Source organism: Rheinheimera hassiensis (genome assembly GCF_022436675.1).
Lineage (GTDB): Bacteria > Pseudomonadota > Gammaproteobacteria > Enterobacterales > Alteromonadaceae > Alishewanella > Alishewanella hassiensis.
The window spans coordinates 316,617-338,558 of sequence record NZ_JAKUJZ010000005.1 but is presented as its reverse complement, the minus strand read 5'-3'; the positions used below and the strand labels follow the sequence as shown (position 1 = coordinate 338,558).

The window sequence follows — 21,942 nt, the reverse complement described above, 5'->3', positions numbered from 1 at the left end:
GCTTCGGACGGTACGTCAACCAGTTATGCCTTAGCACCAATGTATAGCATCTTTAACGGTTATGCGCTAAATTTACAGCAGATTTTTCATTAACTTGATGTTGTAGCAGCCTGGGCAGTGCCGGGCGCAGGTTCGTATCGACGCCAGCATTAAACTTATGAGCAGCGCAGTTACCAGGGTAGTATGACAGAGTCAAAAACAGATTTAGATCAGCAGCTTGCACAGTTGCGCCATACCTATGTGATGCGGCTGGTACAAGAGCTGCCGCAGTTACAGCAAGGCGCGATGTTGCTATATCAGTTGTCTGACGTTGCCTGGCATGCCCAGGTAGAAGATTTATCTGTCAAACTGCATACTCTGGCAGGCTCTGCCGGTACTTTTGGTTTACCAGAACTGGGCGAACAGGCCCGGCAGTTTGAGCAGCAACTAAAACCCTGGCTGCTGCCTGGCGCTGCTGTTACCGCGGCAGAACAACAGCAGCTGATTGATGGTATACAACAGCTTAAGCTGCCAACGGCAGTGGCAGATTATCCTACAGCACCTGCAACGGCAGAGGTAGTAGCAGCAGAGCGGGCTGGTGTTTATCTGTTATGCGATGAGCCTGCTTTAACAGAGCAAATCAGCACCATGCTGGATATTTTTGGCTACGGTTACCGTCATTTTAGTAGTGTGGATGACATAACGCAGGCGATTGCCAATAAGCCCCCCGAAGTACTCATTGTTGATCTGGATATGCACCAGCCCTCCGGGCAATCTATGCAGAGAATCGCCGATTTACAGGCGAAGCAAAGCTCAGCCATTCCGGTGCTGCTGCTAAGCCACCACAGCGATTTTGGCAGTTATTTGAACGCTATACGCGTAGGTGCTATCGGCTATTTTGTAAAACCGCTGAACTCTACTGAGCTGGAGGCCCGCTTAAGGCAGCAACTATCGCGCAACGAGCGTGAACCGTTTCGGGTAATGCTGGTAGATGACGACCAACTGCTGGCAGAGCACTATGCCTTGGTATTGCGCCAGGGCGGCTTACTGGTAGAGGTACTGTCTGAGCCTGCACTGATTTTTGAATCTCTTAAGCAGTTCCACCCGGATGTCATTTTACTGGATGTGAATATGCCATTTTGCTCTGGCCCGGAGCTGGCGCAACTGGTGCGGTTGCAGCAAGCCTGGCTGGGTGTGCCGATTATCTATTTATCGTCTGAAACCGATGGCGAACAGCAACTTGCCGCGCTGATTAAAGCCGGTGATGATTTTATTACTAAACCTATTACAGATACCGCCTTGCTGGTTGCGGTATTTGCCCGGGCGCAACGGGCCAGGCAGTTGGCTGATATTATGACGCGCGATAGCCTTACCGGTTTGCTGCAGCACGCCCATATTAAAGAGCGGCTGGCGTTGGAGATGCTACGCGCTGTGCGCAGCAGCCAGCCAGTCAGTGTGGTAATGCTGGACATTGATCACTTTAAAAAGGTTAACGATAACTACGGCCATTTAGTTGGTGATCAGGTCATAGCCAATTTAGCTAACTTGTTAAAACAACAACTACGTAAAACTGATCTGGTCGGGCGTTATGGTGGTGAAGAGTTTTTACTGGTGCTGCCTGATTGCAGTGTTCAGCGGGCTTTTACCGTGGTAGAGCAGGTTCGCGAGTTGTTTGCCGCCTTACCTTTTACCGCAGCTGAGCAGCGGTTTTTCTGTAGTTTCAGTGCTGGCATCTGTGCTGCCACGCTGGGGCATGCCGATTTAGTTATCGACAAAGCTGATCAGGCGTTATACCGCGCCAAAAGTTCGGGCCGTAACCGCACTATTCTGTCTGGCTGACATAGCGTTTTTAAGCATTATTCATCTGAAAAACCGGCTGCACTGGTAGCCATATCCGCGTGCCGTTATACTGCGTTTTTTATGATAACCGGAGAAAACAATGCAGCTGTTTTTGGTGTATATAGGCGGTACAGCGCCTGGGGCCAATATTGAATTACATGATGTGCGTTTTGTCGCAGCGCAACGTATCGAAGACACGTACAGCCTGTTATGCCAGCAATGGTTTGGCACCGTTAAAGGCCTGCATATAGATAGCTATATGCAAATTAACCATATTGATGGTTACAGCGTCAGCTTACATAACGAGCCACAGCCCGGCAGCAACAAACTGTATTTTGTTAACTTTGGTGGTTATTACCCGGATAAAATTGCCGAGCAGCATGATTTTATGCTTTGCGTTGCGGCTTCTGCAGCAGAAGCTAAGGCCAAAGCAAAACAACAACTGTTAACCGATGCCGACAGCCAGCACAAAGATGATTTACTGCAGCTGGACGACTGCTTTGCACTGGAACAGCTGCAGGGCTTATATATTCACCTGCACACTAGTGGGCAAAGCCAGCCAATGCGGCCCGACTGGTCTGGTTATCAGATTATTGGGTAAGTGGTAAGTAAGGTGAGGGCAACTGTTGCCCCCACATGCGTTGCCACAGCCACGGCAACGCTACTGCCGTATCACGGCGCATCGGTAACTGCTGCACGGGGGCGCTGTTTTTCGGGTCAACTATAAACTCAAAGGCATAACTGCCTTCCTGCCCCATCCGCAGATCGGTAAGCAGCAAGGTGTCACCTTGTTGCTGCACAGTATAAAAGCCACGGCTGAACCAGTGTAATTGCTGCACCGGTCTAAGCCGGGCATATTGTTGCTTAAGCGAGTGATCCCGTACCACATGCGTAAAACTAATCTCTGTAGTGCTGTCGAATAATGAATAAAACCCTTCTGCGTAGCCTTGCTCAGTTATGACAACAATGCGCCACAATACTGTAGTCAGCGGCGCTGGCGTAACCAGCAACTGTTGATAATCCAGCTGCTGCTGATGCAGGCTATTTTGTGCAACGTTGCTGACATGCTGTTGTGCTGCCACAGACCACAACATATAAGCACTGGAAACCGCCAATGCCGCGGTATTTACTGCGAGGCCGCGTGTTTCACCCAGCAGGTAATACCCCAGCCCCAGTAGCAGTGGCAGGGTATACAGGGGATCAATAATAAAGATGCTGCCAACCGCAAAAGGAGTATTGGTAAAGGGTAAACCGAACTGGGTGCCATACACCGTCATCGCATCTATTGCAGTGTGGGTTAGCAGAATAAGCCAGGTTGCCAGCAGCCAGCGCCAGTAATACTGCCGCTGCTGGCATAACATTGCTGCCAGCCAGGCCAGTATCGGGGATATCAGTGTCTGATATAAAAACGCGTGGCTTTCCGTACGGTGCAACACCATGTTGCTAACGACATCACCATAATCTATTAGCACATCTAAATCAGGCAAAGTGCCCAGCACCGCACCGGTAAGTACGGTTTTTAGCCGTGAGCCCGGCGTTTTGCCCATTACCGTGGCGGCAACGGCTGCACCCAATGCAAGTTGTGTTAATGAATCCATACTACTGTCAGGTACCCGTGCGTAGAATCAGGCCGGCATTTTAACAGATGTTAGCGATAAGCCAACTGCGGCCGCGCGGCATGAAAATACTCGTCGCTTTGTTCAAACAACTGTTCATCAAGGGCATTACGCAACTTCAGGTAATCGGATTTCAGCGTGGCTCTGGTGGTGCGCATATCCAGGTAATAGGGCGCGCGTTTGCCGTTAAAGTCTATAGCTTCGGCAATCTGTACAAAATGAATGCCTACTCTTTTTAGTATTCGGGCCAGTGAAGGTTCAATCATGACATAGGCGTGATAACGCTCATCACGCACGCACATCAGTGTGGCCAGCAAATACAGGGCAACAGATACCAGTTTGCGGCATTGGCCCTGTACACTGGTTAAACCGGAATATTCATCCGTTGCTTCAATAACCTGGCTGTAGCGAATATCTTTTGGCACTGCAAGGCGTGATATTTCACAGATATTACGCCGGGGAAAATTAGCCGGCGCCAGTGCTGCATTAGTAAAGCTATTGGCAAAATAACACTCCACCGGCAGCAATTGCTCTGGCGCCGCTGACGTGATCAGGCGTACGGTGCCAGCCAGAGTATCAGAATCAGGGTGTTTAATGGCACAGTGGATTGCCCGGTGATCAAACTGATCATACTCCAGTTTATTCGGCCGTGGCGGTTCGTAGCGCAGTTCTTCACAATACACCTTGTGGCGTAAGCGAAAGGTTTCATTGCGGTGTTCTTGCACACTTGCCACCCGCGCCTGATAAAAGTCAGGAAAATGTGACAAAGGGCTGTACAAAGAGGTACAGTTAAAAGGTGCTGCTAATGTGTTTGCTGATGGTGAAAAAGCAGTATCTGCAACTGCTGCCAGAGAACTCATAATGATGCCCCAAAAAGTCATTGTCTGCGCATTATCTGATTTTATAGTTGTTTAAATTGCGCGTGAAATTAGCTTTCCGTGCGGTGTAAATGCTGACAATTCCATTGCAGGGCACTAAGGCCGGAATTACTATGCAGTTGATTCGGGTTTGCGTCAAATGCCAGATCGGTACTTTGATAAAGTAAATCAGTCAATTGAAACTAAGGTTATGATTTAACGAAAGTAAAAAAATATTGTTATTTAACTAATGTTATTAAATGTAATTCAGCCTAAGTTCATCTTAAACATGCTCTAACAGCATGAAGTATATGGCTATTAGTCAATAGAGCAACGTTCAAGTTGTTGAATATCCGACTGAACTTGCCGCGCCAAAGCTCTTAACTGGATTAACCGCTCATCGGTTAGCGATATTTGGCAGCGCAACGCAGGCATCACACCCGCTACAGTCGTTTCCAGTGCTGTGCCGCTGCTGGTCAATACAACATGTTTTACCCGCTCATCAACTGAAGAGGGCAGCCGTTTTAGCCAACCTTTTTGTTCAAGCTTTTTTACCAATGGCGTTAGGGTGCCTGAGTCAAACAGCGTTTTGCTGCCCAGTTCACCCAGGCTGATATTGTCTTGCTGCCATAACGCCAGCATTACCACATACTGCGGGTAGGTGAGATCAAAGGGTTGTAATAGTGGCCGGTACAGCCGCACCACAGCATTAGAGGCACTATAAAGCGCGAAGCACAGCTGCTGTTCCAGTGGTAAAGTTTTATTCATCTGTATTAATCCGGCAATTTTATTCAAGTGTACCAAACTTAGCTGGCGGCCTTATAGCTTTAGTAATTATATTTGAGGCAAAAAAGTTATATGCAAATATCTTGCATGCAAGATTAATTAATTCTATTATGCAGGTGTTCGCTAACGGCAACTAACCCTAACTGAGGAAATAACGATGGATATTCTTTATAAAGCAGTAGTAACGTCAACCGGCGGCCGTGATGGTGCAGCTAAATCAAGTGATGGTTTATTAGAAGTTAAACTGGCCGCGCCAAAAGAATTGGGCGGCGGCGGCGGGGCAACTAACCCTGAGCAGTTATTTGCTGCCGGTTATTCTGCCTGCTTTATCGGTGCGATGAAGTTTGTCGCTGGCCAGAGCAAACAGGTGCTGCCTGCCGATGTGAGCCTGCGTGCTGAAGTAGGTATTGGTAAAATTGAAGGTGGATTTGGTCTGGATGTTGATTTGTTTATAAGCCTGCCAGGTATGGACAAAGCTGCAGCGCAGCAACTGGTAGAAAAAGCGCACCATGTTTGTCCGTATTCAAATGCAACCCGCGGTAATATCGACGTGCGTTTACACGTTAGCGTATAACCGCGTTGGTGCAACGAAAAGCCGGCTTTCGCCGGCTTTTCGCATTATGCAGCTTTCGGTTTAACAAAACGGCTAAGCAGGGCCGGCAATATAGTTAAATCGGCTGCCAGCGCCATTATCATGGCCGCTGCTGTCAGCAAACCAAAATAGACACTGGGTAAAAAGCTGGAAAAACCAAACACGGCAAAACCTGCGGCAATAACCACTGAGGTAAACAGCATTGCCATGCCGGTATGGGCAAAGGCGTTTTTCAGTGCAGTGTCGGCAGGGGCCTTAAAATAGCTGTGAACAAAGTGAATGGTGTCGTCAATAGCGATACCCATAGCAATGGCAGCGATGGTAATGGTCATAATGTCCAGTGGAATACCCAGCCAGCCAATAAGGCCTAAAATACCAAGCGTGGTGCACACATTAGGTACCAGCGCTATCAGCGCAATTTTTAATGAGCGGAAAATTAGCAGCAAAATAACTGCCATGCCAAGGTAAACCAGGCCTAACGTCATTATTTGTGAATCAAACAACCGCGATAAAATATCCTGATACAACACAAACAGGTTGGTAAGGCTGTAATCTTCGGCTTTAAGGCCCACCGATTGTAAATCCTGATTCAGCTGTTGCATCAGCAGCTCGCGGTTAAGCCCTTCTGTGGTGTCCTGAATGCGGGTGGCAATACGCACCTGCAGCGGATCTTCCGTCAGATAAGCGCCCACCAGCTGGTTAACGACCTTTTGATCCAGCAACTGATAAATAGAATTTAATTCATACTCTGTCAGTGGTTTGCCATCGTTAAGCTGGGTAGCCAGAGTGGTGAAGTTAACCAGCGAGGTAACATTACCGGTAGCGGCAAACTCTGCCACCACGGCGTGCGCTACATGCAGCTGATTAAATTGCTCGGCACTTAGCAGTAAATCTGCCTTGGTTTTTGCCGGATCAAGGGTAATAACAATATCCAGTGGCGTAGAGCCACCAAACTCCTGATCAATAAACTTAAGCTCCTGGTACACCTGGGTATCGGTGGCAAAATAATTGATAAAGCTGTTTTCCACATTCAGCCGCGTAATGCCCGGTAACAGCAGCGCAAACAATAGCAGGCAGGCAAAAACCGTGCGTAAAGGTGCCCGCTCTACCAAACGGCGGATAGCTTGTAAGCTGGTGCTGAGTATGGCGTAGTCGGCGGTTTCCGGCTTGCTTTTCAGCAGGCTAAGCAGGGCAGGGAACAGTAGCAGGCTGACACTCATGGTGATCAGCATGGCAAATAACATCATAAAACCAAAATCAACTACCGGCTGAATGCCGCTGAAGATTAACGAGCCAAAACCGACAGAGGTAGTGACTGTGGCATAAAAGCACGGTGCAAGTTTTTGTTGTAATGTCATCGCCACGCGCTGCTGTTGGGTTGCAGTGCTATCGTTACGGGCGATATCGCGATATGCGCCGATAAGGTGGATCATCACCGCCAGCGTTAAAATAAGCTGCAAGGCAATAAAATTGGCCGAAATAACCGTGGCGCGTATATCCAGAAAGGCAAACAGGCCAAGCGTAAGCCAAACGCTTGCTGCGCAGGCTAACACCGGAAACACTACCCAGCGTATGCTACGGTACAGCAGTAACAACAGCAGGGCGATAATGCCAGCGATGGCACTACCAAACACGGTGAGATCACTGGTGATAATATCCACCAGATGCTGCGCCACCACATAGCCACCACCGGTAAAGGTTTGGGCGCGTTGCTGCACCTGTTGGTTAATTTTTTCTATCTGCGCAATTTCCTGCTGGCGCTGTTTAACCAGCGCCTGGCGTAACGGATCAGCTTGATCCTGCAGTTCCGTCAGTGCCGTTTGTTCTTCCGCACTCAGTTCACGTTGCAGCGTGTGGCGCTCAATTGCCAGCATATCGCTTTCCAGCGCGGTTAACTTCGCGTCTGGCTTAAATACTATCTGAATGGCTGCAGCGGTTTGGGCGCTATTTAGCAAAAGATCAGTAAAAATAGGGTGGTCACTGAGCAGCTGTTGCATCTGTGCCGCTGAGTACTGTTGCTTCTGCCAGGTAAGTGCAGATACATCAACGTCTGAGGTTAACGCTGATGCATCGGCAATCAGCGGTACGTTAAGCATAGAGGTAACACTTTGCACCCGTTCCAGCTTGCTGTATTGCTCACTTAGTGCAGTTAAGTCGGCAAAGGTGGTGCTGCTAAACAACTCGCCGTTGCGTGGTTTATACGCCACCAGAATAAACTCGTCCGGTGAAAAGCGCTGGTTCGCCTGCTGGGTTTTAATGTACAGCGCGTTGTTTTTTACCAGCAGGGTTTCGGCCGAGGCATCAATACGAAACTGCTGGACAAAAAATGCGGCTGCGCCAAGCAGCACGACAAATAATGCCAATATAACAAAACGTGCCCGCACAATACTTTGCGCCAGCCACATGCTAACCCCGCTGTTATTCCGGCTGGTTGTTGAAGGCGTCATCGCGCTTTACTCCCTGTAAAAACTGGTTACGGAAATACAGGTAAGGGTCGTCGGCCTGCTGATAGAGTTCTTCATATACTCTGGCGCGATCTGAAAAGGTATCAACAGCGTCAACACCTTGCAGGTAATAAGTATCGGGCGGTGATGTTATTTGCCGTAGCGGATCAAGCAGTACACCACTGACCACAGACGTAGAGCCCCGGACATTATTCTGCCCCAGTATAGGCAGTACCAGATAGGGGCCGGGGCTGACGTTATAACCGGCCAGCGTATCGGCCAATGATTGCTTCGCTGATGGCATATCAAACCAGGCTGTGGCGGGGTCAAACAAGCCAAGAATACCCACAGTACTGTTAATTAAAAAGCGGCCAAGGTTGGTGCCGGCATCTTTTACTTCACCGGCAGCAAGGTTATTAAGCAGGCTAAGCGGCTCGCGAATATTGCTAAAGGCATTGCCTATTTTGCTGCGTACCACATCCGGTAATACATATTCATAGCCTTTAGCCAATGGAATAAGCGCATAAGAATAGGCGGCATGGTTAAAACCAAACATAGCGCGGTTCCAGCCTTCCAGTGGGTCATTATACTGTTCTGCCGCTTCATCTTCCGGTGTTGCGGGGTCGTCACGGCTGGCCATATCCACCACGGTAGGCTGAATTTCAATATTGCCCTGTGAGGTTTTAATGGTGGTGGTTTTACCGCTGCTCAGTTGTTCTGTGGCAGTTATTGGTTCTGCGGCAGCTTCTGATTCTGCAGCAGCTTCTGTGGTTTGTTGCTCCGTTTCGGCAGTTGTAATATCGGGCGGTGCTGGCTTGCTGGCACAACCGCTAAGGGTAAATAAAAATAAGGCAGCAATAACGGTGGCTGTTTTCATGCAGAACTCCAATGTAAATACCCTGACACCTAATGTAGCCAGCAGTTTATTTTATTTTTTTTCAGCTTTCTGTTTCTCATCAGCCATCGATGAAAAATCGATAATATCTTCAAGATTCAATTTGTAAGCTTCGATAAAAGCGTTTCGAAGCAGCCCGGCCAAGGCTTTTAACCTGGATACATCCGGTTCGCTAAAATTACCGCTGACAGGAATACGGGTCGCGATCAGGTTTTGTTCACTGTTCTCCAGCAGTGTAGCGAACATGGCCGAAACGCCCTCAACAAATATCTGCAGGGGATTCTCGTCGCCTTCTATCACATCTTTTACCACGTCTTCTTTCCAGGAGAAAACTTCCAGATTGTATATGCCAAACTTTACATAACCATTTAGCCGACCGTTGTCGCTGGCCAGCTCAGTTGCCAGTTCAAACTCGCCGGCTTCTACGTCAAACGGAGCATATATTTTAATAATATTGGCTGTTTCGGCAGTAGGCATTCTGTCCATTTTCAGATTGATATCAAACATCGGTAACTTTACATTCGGATTAAACTTACCTTGGATGATAAAAGGGGTCTGCGTGGCCACCATACCGCTAAAATCGACTTCCGTCAGCAATTCTGACTTTGCGTCATTGTGCAGGTTAACAATCTCGCCTTCTACCTGGCTCAAAATCAGCTCACCAAGTACATCTTTGGCAATAGCATTAAACTCGATTTTGCCATCGTGGATTGACAACTTATCAATGGAAAACAGGGTGAGGTCATTTGCCAGACCAATCCAGGTGCGTTCATCCAGCACAGCATCCTCGGTGATGTCTTCCTGCCCTGCTCGGTCCTGTGCCATTATTACCGGCTGGTGAAATGCCATAGTGCTAACTATTTCACCATCGGCCAGGGCGGCCCACGACAACTGAATATCAATACGTTCGGCTGAAAATAGCGGCAGCTCGCCTTTGTCGTTAAGCTGATTAATTTCCACTTGCTTAATAACATAACCACCACGCCAAAGCGCCAAATCAATATCCCGCACCTGGCCGCTAATACCCTCCTGCTTTTCCAGCAGCGAATTGACATACCATACCATCGCAGGCGGTAGGGCTACTCTTACTGCCAGCAATACTAAAACCACAGCCAGCATGATTTTTACACTGTTAGATAATCTCATGGGTAAGCGCTGTTTAAGGTGAATACACAAATGCTAAGACAGCAGCAAAGATCAGGCCACGTATTTTGAAATTCTCAAGATGCTGAATTTAAATAACTTTACTAAAATTCACTAAGCTAGCTAACCGAGGCAAGACAATATTTCGCGGATTATTTACCTGTAGTTTTGTAAATTTTGCTGCAATGCAGTTGTGGCAGTAGAGCCGAAAAACAAAAGGCCAGCATTTCTGCTGGCCTTTTGCTATTTGGTGGAGCTGCCGGGAGTTAAGCCTTGAATGTTCACTTTGAATTCAACTGCTTATATCAACCTTGGTATATTTTACGAGTCTACTTGTAAACTGACACTCATATCAATTGCAAAAGACTCTAAAACACTCATATGGAGCGGCCAATCTCGAATTAGGATTGTTCTTCTGTGTTTAAGCATCCAATAAACGAACAGAACTATACTCTGTGGATAGACAGAATTATTATTGTAATTTTGCTTAATTGTTTCGCCGATATGCTCATATTTATTTACAAACTTTTTGATTAGATTAATTAGATTTTCATCAATTAGTTGTTCAAAAGTATCCCAGATAACCAAAGACGATTTTTGATTGCTCGGTTTTATATTCGTCAAGAGAAAGTACACGTTATCTAATTCAGTTAAGATATTGTGTTCTTGTAATGGACCATAATTTAGGTAGCGGGTCGCTTCTGAAAAAAAATCATCTGTCGTTTCGATAAGTGCCATGCTCTTAGCGACGATACGATGCACTTTTGGTTTAACAGTTCTTTTTGATTTGTATATGGCATCGTGAGTTAATTCAGCATGAGCATGTTGCAGTAGGGTTCTGATCTGTAGCTCGCAAGGTGTGCCAGCTTTGATTGTTGAACCGTTAGATGTTAAGTCAGTTTTAGGTCTAACTACAAAATGGACGGACTGATATGTAAATAACAACGGATCTCTATCCCTATCAACATCGAAATGCTTACAGGAATCAATATCCCAATTTGAATTATTTAAGACTATTTCGCAAATGATTCGTATATCATCGATTAGAAGAACAACAAACCTTGCACCAACTTTGTCTTCAATTTCGTTATAAGGGTCTTTGTAATTTTTATCTTTTCTTGAAAAAGCTTTATCTAGTAAAGATTGATTCTCTTTTAGCCTGTACTTCACAGGAATTTTCAGAAATTCATTAAGATTTTTTCCGTTTTTAAGTAAGCCACTTGAAATGTATTCGATAACATATGCGCCCCAAGCCGCGTATTGCGGCTTTTCGGCATTCCATTTGTCAATGAACTCATTCTCATTCATTCTTGGTTAGAAATCCTATCCTTGATAATTACTTTCGTCCAGACTGTCGGAGAACCTGTCGCATCTGGAGCTCCAGGAATGGTCTCAATTTCAACATAGTCTTTAAATACGTCGGATGGGGCAGATATTTTGACATTTTTACTAAAGCTAACTTTTCTGAACTTAAGTTTAGACGCTATATGCTCAATATCCTTTGTAAAAGCAGTGGTTGGAATTCCTGCGTCTTCCATGTACTCATTAAAGAGGTCTTGCGTGTTAACATCAAAATACTTAGATGAAAAGTCGTTACAGCTTATCGTAGATGAAAGATCAGTTTTCATGTAAGTTGTTAAGGCATTTAACAAATCACTTTTCTTTGATTCGTTAACAGGAAGCTGCGAGATAAAGTCAGATGCATTTTCATAAAATGCTTTTGTCGTTCTCGCACTTGTCTCTGGATAGCAAAAGCCAAGAAATTCTGAATAAAAATAATGTGCTGCGGCTTTCCCGTCAGATTGGCTGATTTGATAATCAGAAATTAGCACAGTCCACTTGTCATTCAGATCAGTTGTTGGTGTTGCATAGCTTGCTTTCTCAAAAAAAGCTGCTGTTTTATAAAGTTTGGAGCTAGGTGTTAGGAGTACCTCTTCAACAAACTTTAGTGAAATCTCCTGTGTCTGAGGATCTTGCAACTTTTCGTAAGCACTATGTACTTCTGCTTTTATGACCGCAAGAAACTTTTTGCGAGAAACTCCGTATTTACCTGTAAATACTACAACGATACCTCCTGGAATCGACTTCTTACTCTGAGCTGTCGTCAATTTTTTAGCGATTTCATAAGATTCAAGGATGAAATTTGTATCATCAAGCTCTACAAGTTTATCTACGAGAGAGGGAAGTCCATTGCTATCTTGGTTGTAAATTTGCATTTGCACTGCTTTTGAGCTCTCACCAAGGGCATCTATAACCCTAAGTTTGAATGCAGTCATGGCGCTCGTATCAAACTTTGTAAGGTCATGGCTTTGTAATGGATCTTTAGTCAATCCTTCAGAAGTTCTCTGAAAGACTTGGTGAATAACTATTCGTTCAATATCTAAATTTGTTAGTAGCATGTCATCCCCTAGAAATCGCCAAGCATCGAATAACTGGCATGTGACTATTTTATAGTTGGTATAAATTGGTTTTCGATGGATGCAAGTTTATGTAGATAGAGTTCTTTTCTTTAACATGAACCTAAAACAGAGCATCAGTTGCTAGACTATTTTTCAAAAATTTAACGAAATTCGATTTTGACCGGGTTTGTCTAATTTAGCAACAAAATAAAGTTTGAAATATTTACTTGGGGATTTCCTCAATATATAAGTATTCAATATTTAGATTTAGAATATGCTCATATTTGATGACCAAACGATCGCCTTTTATTTTGTAGAATCTGGCATTATTAGAGGTATGGTCTTCAGTCTCGTCTGACTCAATTTTTCGTCTGTAAACATCTGATAGTACTAAACGATCTAACTGTCCGCTCTTATTTAAATAAAAGTCTTGTAAGTATCCATAATAGAAAACTGTGCCGTCTTTGCAATCTTGCATGCATGAAACTTTTATCAGCTGAGCGGATTCTGCCTCGGATATTTTCCCTTTTAGCTCATAATACCAAGGGGTGTCGAATGAGAAAGCGGAGGACTTATATGGGTTAAGTTCTAATAATAGCTTTTGTAATAATTTACCGAGCAAGAAGGCTACAACAAAGCTAGATATGAAATAGCCAGCTATTAATACGTAATTCTTGCTTATAGATATCAATTCGGCGTCAGTTAACTTAACCGCCATGAGTACTTTGATAAACAAATTGATGTCTATTTCCACGAGGGCGTTTACTGCATTACAAAAAAAAACTTGAAGTACCAAAGCAACCGCAAATGCGCCTGCAGAGGAAGCTTGGAAAGGTTTACGTTCTAGCTCAGTATTTTCTGATTTTTCAAATGCATTTAAAAAAATAAAGCCGGGCAGCAAAAGTATAAAAATCAATATTGCTGGAACGGCAAAATTCATGCTATGGCTTGCTTATTACCATTAGTCGAAGGTCTTTTTCTGGATACCTTGTACCTTGAGCCGTCACTCAGAGTTATGATTTGGGAGTCAGCATCACTGGCTGTCAGGAATGAACTAAGTGCCTCGCTTCCATTCTCGTCTTTACGGATTTTTTTGGCTAATTCGCCCATAAGAGCTTTCATAGCATTCTCCACTTTATGATCACTGTACTGCCGTACTCTAGCATACAATTTTAACCTAATTCTAATCTATATTCGATTACAGATGTTTGAGTCTAGTTAAGCTAAAAATGTTCAATTGGTTCGCTGGAACTTGCCAATTAATACAACTTGGCTATCTAACCATCTTGGAGCTTTACCAGCGGTAAGCATGGTTGAAGCATATTTATGGCGGCAGGTGTATGGGCTGCGGTACTTAACTCGTACACAATTTAATGCAGGTGTCCACAAGCGTTCACGCATAACACCGTCATACCGCGAAGGTTTTAGCATGCAAGAGATGTAGAACGATTCTCTCGTTTGCAGATTTTTTTAGTCTGGCTTTGATGATCGATGCTTACTCAGCCATAAAATCATCAGTTACCACTGGGCCTTGTTTAAAAAACGAATCCCAGCTTTTGGCAACAGGGGAGAGTATGCGGTCTGTACCATTCACCCGCACTGTTACTTCTGTAATACCATCAGGAAAATGCGCTTCAAGCGGTAATTCAATTAACTGGGAGTTGTTATGGTTTATCACGTTGCTGATTGTCATACATACCTCCGTTCGCTTGATAACAAAAGCATATACCGAATTTGGCATTAATGTATAACAGCAGAAAAACAAAAGGCCAGCATTTCTGCTGGCCTGTTGCTATTTGGTGGAGCTGGCGGGAGTTGAACCCGCGTCCGAAAAACCTACATCTTCGGTACTACATGCTTAGCACATTCATTTAGTTAACCCTATGAGCGCCGAATGGCAGGCTATCGTCGGGCGAGCCTGATTGGTTTTAACGTGTTGTCTCCAGGCGAAGACGCGACGCGATTCTGTTAGGGGTGATCTTCCAGAGTCTCAGCTTACAGACATGCGTGAGGGGAAGAGCTATCTACTGCCTATTAAGCAGCGATTGCGTATGTTTCGTCGTTTGCGACTAGTTTTTTGCGGTTTTTTTACGAGGCCTACCGCACCTCGGCATGCACCTAGGAGTTCGTGAATCCCGTCGAATCCAGAATCAGCCCCGAATTCTGTATGGAACACTTACACACCATAGTGTTTGGCTATTGTACGCAGCTGACTGTTGTTACACAAGCAAGCATTGCACCTTTGCCGTTTTTTCCTGTCGCCTTACTTAGATGGGGTTAGGCTGCAGAAGTTTCAAGTATTATTTTACGTTTACTGTTAACGCTTAGAGTGCTTCATCATGCGTTCTTTTTCGCGTGACCAGTCTCTGTCTTTAATATCGTCACGTTTATCAAAGGTTTTTTTACCTTTGGCTAAATGAAACTCCAGCTTAACCCAGCAGGCTTTCCAGTACATGGCAGTGGCTACCAGCGTAAAGCCGTCGCGCTCTTTTAAGCCAACTAACTTATCCAGCTCGCGCTTGTGCAGCAATAACTTGCGGCTACGCTCAGGGTCGCATACCACATGGCTGGAGGCACTGTTTAGCGGCTGAATTTGCGCACCGAGTAAGAAAGCTTCGCCATTGTGCAAAATGACATAAGAATCTGACAGGTTAACTTTACCTTCGCGGATGCTTTTCAGCTCCCAGCCTTGCAGGGCCATACCCGCTTCATAGCGGTCTTCCAGAAAGTACTCGTGTCGTGCCTTTCTGTTTTGCGCTATGGTGCCGTTTTTGTTTTTACTAACTTGTTTTTTACTCATAATTCGTTATTTGTCGCAGCTCTGTTTTATGGGTCAGCGATGGCTCAAGCCTTGTTGCAGCGCGTTATTCTGTTACAATCGGCGGCGGGTTTAAAGGGGAGAGAGTATGCCACAAATTGAGCGCAGTGCGCTGGTTTTTTACAGTGCACAGCAGATGTTTGACTTAGTCAACGCTGTACCTGACTATCCGCAATTCCTGCCTGGCTGCACCTCTGCCCGTATTGTCAGCCAGTCTGATACAGACATGGTGGCATCGCTTACGGTTTCCAAGGCTGGTATTGGCCATTCTTTTACCACCCGTAATACCTTGTACCCGCATCATCGTATTGCTATGCAATTGGTAGACGGCCCGTTTAAGCAATTACACGGCGGCTGGGAGTTTCAGCCATTAAGTGAAACGGCCTGTAAGGTTATTTTAAGGCTGGAGTTTGAATTTTCCAGCCGGCTTATTCAGTTTGCTTTTGGTAAAATTTTTGGCGAACTGACCGCGGCCATGGTGAATGCGTTTACGCAACGGGCAAAGCAAGTATACGGAGAAAACCATGTCTGAGCAGATCATGATAGAGGTTGCCTATGCGCTGCCAGAGCGGCAAAGCCTGATGACATTATCGGTTAACCGTAACAGCACCGTGCAACAGGTTATTGAGCGCTCGGGCATTTTGCAGCAGTTTGCTGAAATTGACCTGGCCGTGCAAAAGGTCGGGATCTGGAGCCGGCCGGTAAAGCTTGATGATGCGGTAAAAGCAGGGGATAGAATTGAAATTTACCGGCCGCTGATTGCCGATCCAAAAGATTTACGCCGTCGCCGGGCTGAGAAAGCCAAAGAAGAAGGCCGGGCAGACAAAGTAACCGGTGGCCGGCCACACGAAGCTAAAAACGCCACTGAATAAAAAACCAGCTTAATAGCTGGTTTTTTTACGATCTGCCTTTACCTGAGGCTGCGTTTAAATATCCAGCGGAGTGCTAAACTCGGCCGATTTATCAAAATCGCCTTTTATATCCTGCAATTTGTCGTCTTTAAACTCAACAATCAGCTGCTTTTCAAAGTTATTACCACGGCCACTTTTGAGGGCATAAAAATAGTGCCAGGTGTCGTTGTCAAATGCATTGCTGGCTACCGGGCTGCCTAAGACATAAGTTACCTGCTCTTTGGTCATGGCCACACGCAGCTTATCTACATCTTTTTGCTCTAAAAAATTGCCCTGTGGAATATCGATACGGTAAATCCAGCTGCTGCAGGCACCAAGGCTAAGTATGCCAACTACCAGGCATAAGGTTTTAATTACTGCTTTCATCTGTCACTTCTGCTTAATCTGATTGGCTTTATCATACCCTATGACAAGCCTTGTGAAAAACCTTCTTTCAGACTGCCGGTGCACATAAAAGTTCTCGGGCATTTGCCAGCGCGCTGGCGCTGATATTCTCACCTGCCAGCAAGCGCGCAATTTCACTGATACGTTCTTCGTCGGCCAGCGTGCGCATGCGGGTTTCTGTGGCGATACCGTCGGTATACTTTTCTACATACAGTTGCTGATGCCCCTGGCTGGCTACCTGCGGCAAGTGGGTAACACAAATAATTTGCGTGCTTTCACCCAACTGGCGCAGTAAACGGCCGACACCTGCTGCAACCGGGCCGCTGATACCTACGTCTACTTCATCGAAAATAAGTGTAGGGGTGGTTACTTTGTCGGCCAGTATTACCTGAATTGCCAGGCTGATGCGTGATAACTCGCCGCCCGATGCCACTTTATGCATCGCCTGTAACGGCTGGCCCGGGTTGGTAGATACCTGAAATTCAACAGCATCAATGCCGCTGGCGCTGGCCTGTTCGGCAGCCATGGTGGTTAGCTGTATTTCAAAGCGGGCATTTGCCATGCTAAGTTCATGCATGCTTTTACTGACCTGACTACTAAGTGCACTGGCGGCCTGACGGCGCTGCTCACTTAATTGCTCTGCCTGTGCCATATAGTCTAACTCGGCCTGCTCAATGTCTGCAGCCAGTTGCACCAGGCGTTTGTCGTTGCCGGTAAGGGTTGCTAACTGCGCAGACAGTTGTTGGTGCAGGGCGGGTAGGGCCTCGTGGGCTACCTGATGTTTACGCGATAAATTCAGCCACATGCCAAGGCGCTCGTCTACCTGTGCTAAACGCTCCGGATCCAGCTCAACTTTATCAGCATAACGGCGTAGTTCGCGGCTGGCTTCTTCGGTTTGTACCAGCGCATCGTTCAGCATCTGGGCTATGTTGTTCAGTGCCGGGTCCAGGGTTGCTAATTGTTCTAACTGGGCAGTGGCAACAGACAGTGCCTGATAAATATTTTGCTGTTCGTCATCATACAATAGCTGCAGGCATTGCTGGCTTTGGCTTAATAACGTATTGCCGTGGCTTAGGCGGCTGTGTTCGGCTTCCAGATCGGGGTATTCATTTTCCTGCGGGGCAAAGTTGTCCAGCTCTGCTACCTGATATTCCAGCAACTGGCGCTGGGCATCACGTTGCTGTTGCGATTGCTGTAAATCGCCATACTCGCGTTGTAGTTGCTGCCAGTTACGCCAGGCATGGCGGGTGGCATCCAGTGTTGCACTGTTGGCGGCAAACGCATCCAGTAATTGGCGCTGGTAGTCGCTTTTTAGCAGTTGCTGGTGCGCGTGCTGGCCATGAATACTGAGTAAATACTGGCCTAAGGCTTTAAGTTGCTGCGCCGGTACCTGCACACCATTAATGTAACCACGTGAGCGACCTTCGCTGCTAACTACACGGCGCACAATGCACTCGTGGCCCATGGCAAGATCTTGCTCTGTCAGCCAGTGCTGTGCGGCTTTAAGTTTACTGATATCAAAGCTGGCGACGATATCGGCTTTATCTGCACCGGGGCGCACTACGCTGGCATCGGCGCGTTCGCCCAAACACAATGATAAAGCGTCAATAGCGATAGATTTACCGGCACCGGTTTCACCGGTAATGGTAGACATACCACTGGCCCAGTCAATTTCCAGTGCGCGGACAATGGCGAAATTACTGATATGCAGATGACACAGCATGCGATGCTCCAACCTTAATAAAGTTACGCTACAGAACAACTGTGAAAAATAACAGTGTTTATTTATACAGTAACTTTATACAGGAATTGTACAATAGGCAAGCAGCGGTTTAATAAAGTTTGCTGCCCCAGCCTAACTTATTACGCAGCACATGAAAGTAGCTGTAACCCGGCGGATGTACCAACCGAAGGGGCGTAGGGTGCTTGCGGATATAAATATCATCGCCTGGCATTACCGCCAGAATAACGTGGCTGTCGCAACTGATTTGCAGGTGAGCATCGTTGGTGCTGGCCACTTTAAGCTTGATTTCGCTATTGCCCGACACCACCAGCGGCCTGCTGCTTAACGTATGCGGAAACATTGGCACCAGGCTAACGGCATCTAAATCGGGGGTTAGGATCGGGCCGCCACCGGATAGTGAATAAGCTGTAGAGCCGGTAGGGGTGCTGATAATAAGGCCATCGGAGCGTTGGCTATATACAAATTCATCATTTATATAAGCTTCAAACTCTATCATATGCGCTACTTTGTCGGCATGCAGCACAGCTTCGTTTACGGCACTATTACTGCTTTTTACCGTACCATGGCGGTGTACGGATATTTCCAGCAGGTTACGTTTTTCAGTTACAAAGTTACCAGCCAGCACTTCGCTTAGTGGCTGTTGAAAATCCTCTGGCGCCAAATCGGTTAAAAACCCTAAATTGCCCCGGTTAACACCCAGTACCGCCACATCGAAGCGGGCCAATACCCTGGCTGCTCCGAGCATATTGCCGTCGCCGCCAACAACAATCGCCAGGTCGCATTTTTTACCCAGTTCAACCAGATCAAGTATTTCTACATCCGGCAGCGTCAGCGACTGTGCTACGCGTTCTTCAACGTAAACTTTCAGGCCTTGTTGTTGTAAAAAACTGTACAGGCTGATCAGCGTATTATTCGCGCCCTGATGGTGTGGTTTGCCAATCAGGCCAACGGTGGTAAAGGCATGTTGCATAGCAGTTTCCTTTCAATGCGTTAGGGCAGTATAACGGCAGCACGCGTTGGACACTAGGCCGTGTTTTACTTGAATTGGTACTTATTGCCCCCATATCCAAGCTCATTGATGAAGTGAGTATGTCGCATGACGTTAGCCCTAAACCGATCTGAGTTGATTTTAAAGCTGATTGTTGAGCAGTATCTGCTGGATGGCCAGCCGGTATCATCAAAGTTGCTGGCGGATCATGCTCAGTTGGCGGTAAGTTCGGCTACGGTGCGTAATACTATGATGGCACTGGAGCAGCAGGGCTTAATCCGCTCGCCGCATACCTCGGCCGGGCGTATACCCACTACGGCTGGCATTCGTTTATTTATCGACAAGATGCTGCAACTGCAGCCGCTTACCAGTATGTGGAATAATGAGTTACAGCGCAGGCTTACGCCGCAGTTGCCGGTGTCGTTATTGTGCCAGCAAGCCGGACAGTTACTGACTAACCTTACCGGCTTTGTCGCTATTGTCAGTGCGCCTAAAGCCGACGGCCGTATTGTCCGGCAGATTGATTTAGTGCGCCTGGCCAGTGACAGATTACTGCTGGTGGTAATAGATGAAGATGGTGATATTTTGCACCGGGTGCTGCACTGTGAAAGCGCGATAGACAGCAATACATTAAGCAAAGTGCTGTGTTTATTAAACGCGGCTTTAGGCGGTGGCGGGCAGTGGCAGGATGGTATCGAACGGCTTGGCAGCATAGTGCGTAACGAAACCGGCTTGTGTCAGCAATTATTGCAAAAAGTGCTGGGGCAACTGAGCCTGGATGAACTGCAGCAGCATCAGCCATTAATTTATGGCCAGCACCAGTTATTGCTGGCGCCGGAATACCAGCAAAACCCTGCGCTGCAGCAGGTGATGCAGATGCTGGAACAGCCCGACGGCCTGATCCGCCTGTTACAAACCGTAACGCAGGATGATCAGCCAAAATTATTGCTGGGTAAAGAGTCTGGTTTTATTGAGCTGGCTAATGTCAGTGTCATAGTGCAGCGTTATCAGCAACAGCCAAAACGTTTTATTGCTTTACTGGGGCCGCGCAGAATGAATTACGCCCGGCTGATCCCCTTAGTGGAAGCCTGTGCGCGCCAATTAAATTTAAACTTGAATCGGCGCCAGGTATCCCCATAATACACCTACTTAATTTGGGAGTAGTAACACATGACAGAGCAACACCAGCCAAACGATAATGCGCCAGAGCAAGCCAACGAGCATGCCGACACAGTAGAGCTGTCGGGTGAGCAGGCAATTATTGCCAAACTTGAAGCCGAATTGGCCGACGCTAACGCCCGTGTGGCAGAGCAGCAGGATTTAATGCTGCGTATTAAAGCCGAATCTGAAAACGTGCGTCGCCGTGCCACGATGGACGTAGAAAAAGCCCATAAGTTTGCCCTGGAGAAATTTGCCGGTGACTTGTTACCGGTGGTAGATAACCTGGAGCGGGCGCTGGGCTTTATTAACCGTGAAGATGAAGCGTTAAAAGGTGTGGTTGAAGGCGTTGAGCTGACCCTGAAAAGCTTCCTGGATACGGTAGCTAAATACGGCGTAAACCAAATCGACCCGCAAGGCCAGCCATTTAACCCTGAGCATCATCAGGCGATGAGTATTCAGCCATCTGCAGATGTTGCACCTAATACCGTTACCTTTGTAATGCAAAAGGGCTACGAGTTAAACGGCCGTTTATTACGCCCGGCAATGGTAGGTGTGTCTAAAGCGCCTGACTAAGGTCAGCTATATTGCGAAAACAAACCGGCTTTACGCCGGTTTTTTTACAGCAATTCGCGGTACACATAAGCTGCCAGCGGATGCTGCTGTTGTGTTAAATCCTGGACAAAAAACTGCGCTATTTTGCTGGCACCTTGCAGTGTCAGGTGGGTGTTATCCACTTTGCCGTCGGGGAACTTTTGATACAAACTTGCCGGTACCTGAATAAAATATGGCTGGCTGTTATCTTTACCCTGCTGTTGCCAGAAATCACAACTTAGCTGCTGTAAGTCAAAAAAGCTGACTTTTGTTTCCTTGGCTACTTTGGCAGCGGCACTGGCGTAATCGGCCAGATCACGTTTTAAGCTGCCATCTTCGGCAAAGTTACGCCGGCAAATTGAGCTTGCCAGCATTGGCGTGGCGCCACGCTCACGCACATCAGCAATAAATTGTGTTAAAAATGTCTGATAATCACTGTCAAAAGCGGCATAACGCGCCGGGTCTGACTCCTTTGAATCGTTATGGCCAAATTGGATTAGTACATAATCGCCGTTGCCAAGCTCGCTTAACAGTAATTGCCAGCGGCCTTCAGTTAAAAAGCGCCGTGTGCTGCGGCCATTTGCAGCATGGTTCACTACAGTTAGCTGTGGCAATAAAAACTGTGGCAGCAACTGGCCCCAGCCGCGCTCAGGGTAGGCCAGGTTGGGTTTATTCGACATGGTAGAATCGCCTACCAGGTGCAGTTTTACCGGCTGCAGTGCGGCGGCGTTTACCTGAAATATGCCAAAGCATAGAGCTATGATCACAAGGTATTTCATCGGCTATTCCTTATTT

Annotated in this window: 22 protein-coding genes and 1 other RNA gene; 7 read left to right on the top strand and 16 right to left on the bottom strand. The window is 46.7% G+C overall.

The genetic code is table 11. The features are described 5' to 3' along the window. Positions 1-183: 183 nt before the first annotated feature. Both MJX74_RS12740 and MJX74_RS12735 read left to right on the top strand, forming a co-directional pair. A complete protein-coding gene (locus MJX74_RS12740) occupies positions 184-1,818 on the top strand; it encodes a diguanylate cyclase domain-containing protein (RefSeq protein WP_240223211.1) in 1,635 nt (544 codons plus the stop codon). Positions 1,819-1,918: 100 nt separating this feature from the next. Further along, positions 1,919-2,419, top strand: coding sequence for a DUF1543 domain-containing protein (locus MJX74_RS12735; RefSeq protein WP_240223210.1), 501 nt, complete (start codon positions 1,919-1,921; stop codon positions 2,417-2,419). Here MJX74_RS12735 and MJX74_RS12730 read toward each other — a convergent pair. The 3 genes from MJX74_RS12730 to MJX74_RS12720 form a co-directional block, all read right to left on the bottom strand. Then, positions 2,409-3,416, bottom strand: a complete 1,008-nt coding sequence (locus MJX74_RS12730; RefSeq protein ID WP_240223209.1) for a metal-dependent hydrolase — start codon at positions 3,414-3,416, stop codon at positions 2,409-2,411. The two genes, MJX74_RS12735 and MJX74_RS12730, sit on opposite strands and share 11 nt — an antisense overlap. A gap of 50 nt (positions 3,417-3,466) precedes the next feature. Continuing rightward, positions 3,467-4,294, bottom strand: coding sequence for a PEP-CTERM/exosortase system-associated acyltransferase (locus MJX74_RS12725; protein ID WP_240223208.1), 828 nt, complete (start codon positions 4,292-4,294; stop codon positions 3,467-3,469). Positions 4,295-4,609: 315 nt separating this feature from the next. After that, entirely contained in the window at positions 4,610-5,059 is a 450-nt protein-coding gene (locus tag MJX74_RS12720; RefSeq protein WP_240223207.1) for a MarR family winged helix-turn-helix transcriptional regulator, read from the bottom strand. 175 nt (positions 5,060-5,234) lie between these two features. On the opposite strand from MJX74_RS12720, the gene MJX74_RS12715 reads away from it, so the two are divergent. Beyond that, positions 5,235-5,651 carry an organic hydroperoxide resistance protein gene (locus MJX74_RS12715; RefSeq protein WP_240223206.1) on the top strand — a complete coding sequence of 139 codons (417 nt, stop codon included), beginning with the start codon at positions 5,235-5,237 and terminating at the stop codon, positions 5,649-5,651. Positions 5,652-5,695: 44 nt separating this feature from the next. Here MJX74_RS12715 and MJX74_RS12710 read toward each other — a convergent pair whose 3' ends face one another. The 9 genes from MJX74_RS12710 to smpB form a co-directional block, all read right to left on the bottom strand. After that, positions 5,696-8,116, bottom strand: coding sequence for an efflux RND transporter permease subunit (locus MJX74_RS12710; RefSeq protein WP_240223205.1), 2,421 nt, complete (start codon positions 8,114-8,116; stop codon positions 5,696-5,698). Next, complete coding sequence (locus MJX74_RS12705) at positions 8,088-8,990, bottom strand: MlaA family lipoprotein (protein WP_240223204.1); 903 nt, start codon at positions 8,988-8,990, stop codon at positions 8,088-8,090. The genes MJX74_RS12710 and MJX74_RS12705 overlap by 29 nt, the downstream gene beginning before the upstream one ends. Positions 8,991-9,041: 51 nt before the next feature. Further along, positions 9,042-10,154, bottom strand: a complete 1,113-nt coding sequence (locus tag MJX74_RS12700; protein WP_240223203.1) for an AsmA family protein — start codon at positions 10,152-10,154, stop codon at positions 9,042-9,044. Between the two features lie 318 nt (positions 10,155-10,472). Beyond that, positions 10,473-11,459 (bottom strand): GTP pyrophosphokinase, encoded by a 987-nt coding sequence (locus tag MJX74_RS12695; RefSeq protein ID WP_240223202.1) that lies wholly within the window; start codon positions 11,457-11,459, stop codon positions 10,473-10,475. Then, entirely contained in the window at positions 11,456-12,550 is a 1,095-nt protein-coding gene (locus MJX74_RS12690) for a nucleoid-associated protein (RefSeq protein WP_240223201.1), read from the bottom strand. The genes MJX74_RS12695 and MJX74_RS12690 overlap by 4 nt, the downstream gene beginning before the upstream one ends. 223 nt (positions 12,551-12,773) lie before the next feature. Next, entirely contained in the window at positions 12,774-13,490 is a 717-nt protein-coding gene (locus tag MJX74_RS12685) for a hypothetical protein (protein WP_240223200.1), read from the bottom strand. Between the two features lie 555 nt (positions 13,491-14,045). Next, positions 14,046-14,243, bottom strand: coding sequence for a type II toxin-antitoxin system VapB family antitoxin (vapB, locus tag MJX74_RS12680; RefSeq protein WP_240223199.1), 198 nt, complete (start codon positions 14,241-14,243; stop codon positions 14,046-14,048). Positions 14,244-14,347: 104 nt separating this feature from the next. Next, positions 14,348-14,708, bottom strand: a transfer-messenger RNA (tmRNA) gene (gene ssrA / locus MJX74_RS12675). A gap of 159 nt (positions 14,709-14,867) precedes the next feature. Beyond that, on the bottom strand, positions 14,868-15,350 hold the full coding sequence (gene smpB / locus MJX74_RS12670) for an SsrA-binding protein SmpB (RefSeq protein ID WP_240223198.1): 483 nt from the start codon (positions 15,348-15,350) through the stop codon (positions 14,868-14,870). 106 nt (positions 15,351-15,456) lie between these two features. On the opposite strand from smpB, the gene MJX74_RS12665 reads away from it, so the two are divergent. Next, positions 15,457-15,900 carry a type II toxin-antitoxin system RatA family toxin gene (locus MJX74_RS12665; protein WP_240223197.1) on the top strand — a complete coding sequence of 148 codons (444 nt, stop codon included), beginning with the start codon at positions 15,457-15,459 and terminating at the stop codon, positions 15,898-15,900. After that, positions 15,893-16,240, top strand: coding sequence for an RnfH family protein (locus MJX74_RS12660; RefSeq protein ID WP_240223196.1), 348 nt, complete (start codon positions 15,893-15,895; stop codon positions 16,238-16,240). The genes MJX74_RS12665 and MJX74_RS12660 overlap by 8 nt, the downstream gene beginning before the upstream one ends. Before the next feature lie 54 nt (positions 16,241-16,294). Here MJX74_RS12660 and MJX74_RS12655 read toward each other — a convergent pair whose 3' ends face one another. The 3 genes from MJX74_RS12655 to nadK form a co-directional block, all read right to left on the bottom strand. Continuing rightward, positions 16,295-16,645, bottom strand: coding sequence for an outer membrane protein assembly factor BamE (locus MJX74_RS12655; RefSeq protein ID WP_068228768.1), 351 nt, complete (start codon positions 16,643-16,645; stop codon positions 16,295-16,297). A 67-nt stretch (positions 16,646-16,712) separates the two neighbouring features. Beyond that, positions 16,713-18,386 carry a DNA repair protein RecN gene (recN, locus tag MJX74_RS12650; RefSeq protein WP_240223195.1) on the bottom strand — a complete coding sequence of 558 codons (1,674 nt, stop codon included), beginning with the start codon at positions 18,384-18,386 and terminating at the stop codon, positions 16,713-16,715. A gap of 109 nt (positions 18,387-18,495) precedes the next feature. Continuing rightward, complete coding sequence (gene nadK / locus MJX74_RS12645; protein ID WP_240223194.1) at positions 18,496-19,377, bottom strand: NAD(+) kinase; 882 nt, start codon at positions 19,375-19,377, stop codon at positions 18,496-18,498. 126 nt (positions 19,378-19,503) lie between these two features. On the opposite strand from nadK, the gene hrcA reads away from it, so the two are divergent. Continuing rightward, positions 19,504-20,535 (top strand): heat-inducible transcriptional repressor HrcA, encoded by a 1,032-nt coding sequence (gene hrcA, locus MJX74_RS12640; RefSeq protein ID WP_068228777.1) that lies wholly within the window; start codon positions 19,504-19,506, stop codon positions 20,533-20,535. 30 nt (positions 20,536-20,565) lie between these two features. After that, entirely contained in the window at positions 20,566-21,129 is a 564-nt protein-coding gene (gene grpE, locus MJX74_RS12635; protein ID WP_068228780.1) for a nucleotide exchange factor GrpE, read from the top strand. 44 nt (positions 21,130-21,173) lie between these two features. Here the strand turns inward: grpE and MJX74_RS12630 are convergent, their stop codons facing one another. Then, positions 21,174-21,926 carry a rhamnogalacturonan acetylesterase gene (locus MJX74_RS12630; protein ID WP_240223193.1) on the bottom strand — a complete coding sequence of 251 codons (753 nt, stop codon included), beginning with the start codon at positions 21,924-21,926 and terminating at the stop codon, positions 21,174-21,176. Positions 21,927-21,942: the final 16 nt, after the last annotated feature.

What these genes read in the sequence shown, in the direction of transcription:
- MJX74_RS12710 (WP_240223205.1), bottom strand. Translation starts at nt 8,116, where the DNA reads ATGACGCCTTCAACAACCAGCCGGAATAACAGCGGGGTTAGCATGTGG.
- vapB (WP_240223199.1), bottom strand. Translation starts at nt 14,243, where the DNA reads ATGACAATCAGCAACGTGATAAACCATAACAACTCCCAGTTAATTGAA.
- MJX74_RS12665 (WP_240223197.1), top strand. Translation starts at nt 15,457, where the DNA reads ATGCCACAAATTGAGCGCAGTGCGCTGGTTTTTTACAGTGCACAGCAG.
- MJX74_RS12690 (WP_240223201.1), bottom strand. Translation starts at nt 12,550, where the DNA reads ATGCTACTAACAAATTTAGATATTGAACGAATAGTTATTCACCAAGTC.
- MJX74_RS12700 (WP_240223203.1), bottom strand. Translation starts at nt 10,154, where the DNA reads ATGAGATTATCTAACAGTGTAAAAATCATGCTGGCTGTGGTTTTAGTA.
- MJX74_RS12630 (WP_240223193.1), bottom strand. Translation starts at nt 21,926, where the DNA reads ATGAAATACCTTGTGATCATAGCTCTATGCTTTGGCATATTTCAGGTA.
- grpE (WP_068228780.1), top strand. Translation starts at nt 20,566, where the DNA reads ATGACAGAGCAACACCAGCCAAACGATAATGCGCCAGAGCAAGCCAAC.
- MJX74_RS12660 (WP_240223196.1), top strand. Translation starts at nt 15,893, where the DNA reads ATGTCTGAGCAGATCATGATAGAGGTTGCCTATGCGCTGCCAGAGCGG.
- MJX74_RS12730 (WP_240223209.1), bottom strand. Translation starts at nt 3,416, where the DNA reads ATGGATTCATTAACACAACTTGCATTGGGTGCAGCCGTTGCCGCCACG.
- MJX74_RS12695 (WP_240223202.1), bottom strand. Translation starts at nt 11,459, where the DNA reads ATGAATGAGAATGAGTTCATTGACAAATGGAATGCCGAAAAGCCGCAA.
- MJX74_RS12685 (WP_240223200.1), bottom strand. Translation starts at nt 13,490, where the DNA reads ATGAATTTTGCCGTTCCAGCAATATTGATTTTTATACTTTTGCTGCCC.
- MJX74_RS12740 (WP_240223211.1), top strand. Translation starts at nt 184, where the DNA reads ATGACAGAGTCAAAAACAGATTTAGATCAGCAGCTTGCACAGTTGCGC.
- MJX74_RS12735 (WP_240223210.1), top strand. Translation starts at nt 1,919, where the DNA reads ATGCAGCTGTTTTTGGTGTATATAGGCGGTACAGCGCCTGGGGCCAAT.
- hrcA (WP_068228777.1), top strand. Translation starts at nt 19,504, where the DNA reads ATGACGTTAGCCCTAAACCGATCTGAGTTGATTTTAAAGCTGATTGTT.
- MJX74_RS12720 (WP_240223207.1), bottom strand. Translation starts at nt 5,059, where the DNA reads ATGAATAAAACTTTACCACTGGAACAGCAGCTGTGCTTCGCGCTTTAT.
- smpB (WP_240223198.1), bottom strand. Translation starts at nt 15,350, where the DNA reads ATGAGTAAAAAACAAGTTAGTAAAAACAAAAACGGCACCATAGCGCAA.
- nadK (WP_240223194.1), bottom strand. Translation starts at nt 19,377, where the DNA reads ATGCAACATGCCTTTACCACCGTTGGCCTGATTGGCAAACCACACCAT.
- MJX74_RS12655 (WP_068228768.1), bottom strand. Translation starts at nt 16,645, where the DNA reads ATGAAAGCAGTAATTAAAACCTTATGCCTGGTAGTTGGCATACTTAGC.
- MJX74_RS12715 (WP_240223206.1), top strand. Translation starts at nt 5,235, where the DNA reads ATGGATATTCTTTATAAAGCAGTAGTAACGTCAACCGGCGGCCGTGAT.
- MJX74_RS12725 (WP_240223208.1), bottom strand. Translation starts at nt 4,294, where the DNA reads ATGAGTTCTCTGGCAGCAGTTGCAGATACTGCTTTTTCACCATCAGCA.
- recN (WP_240223195.1), bottom strand. Translation starts at nt 18,386, where the DNA reads ATGCTGTGTCATCTGCATATCAGTAATTTCGCCATTGTCCGCGCACTG.
- MJX74_RS12705 (WP_240223204.1), bottom strand. Translation starts at nt 8,990, where the DNA reads ATGAAAACAGCCACCGTTATTGCTGCCTTATTTTTATTTACCCTTAGC.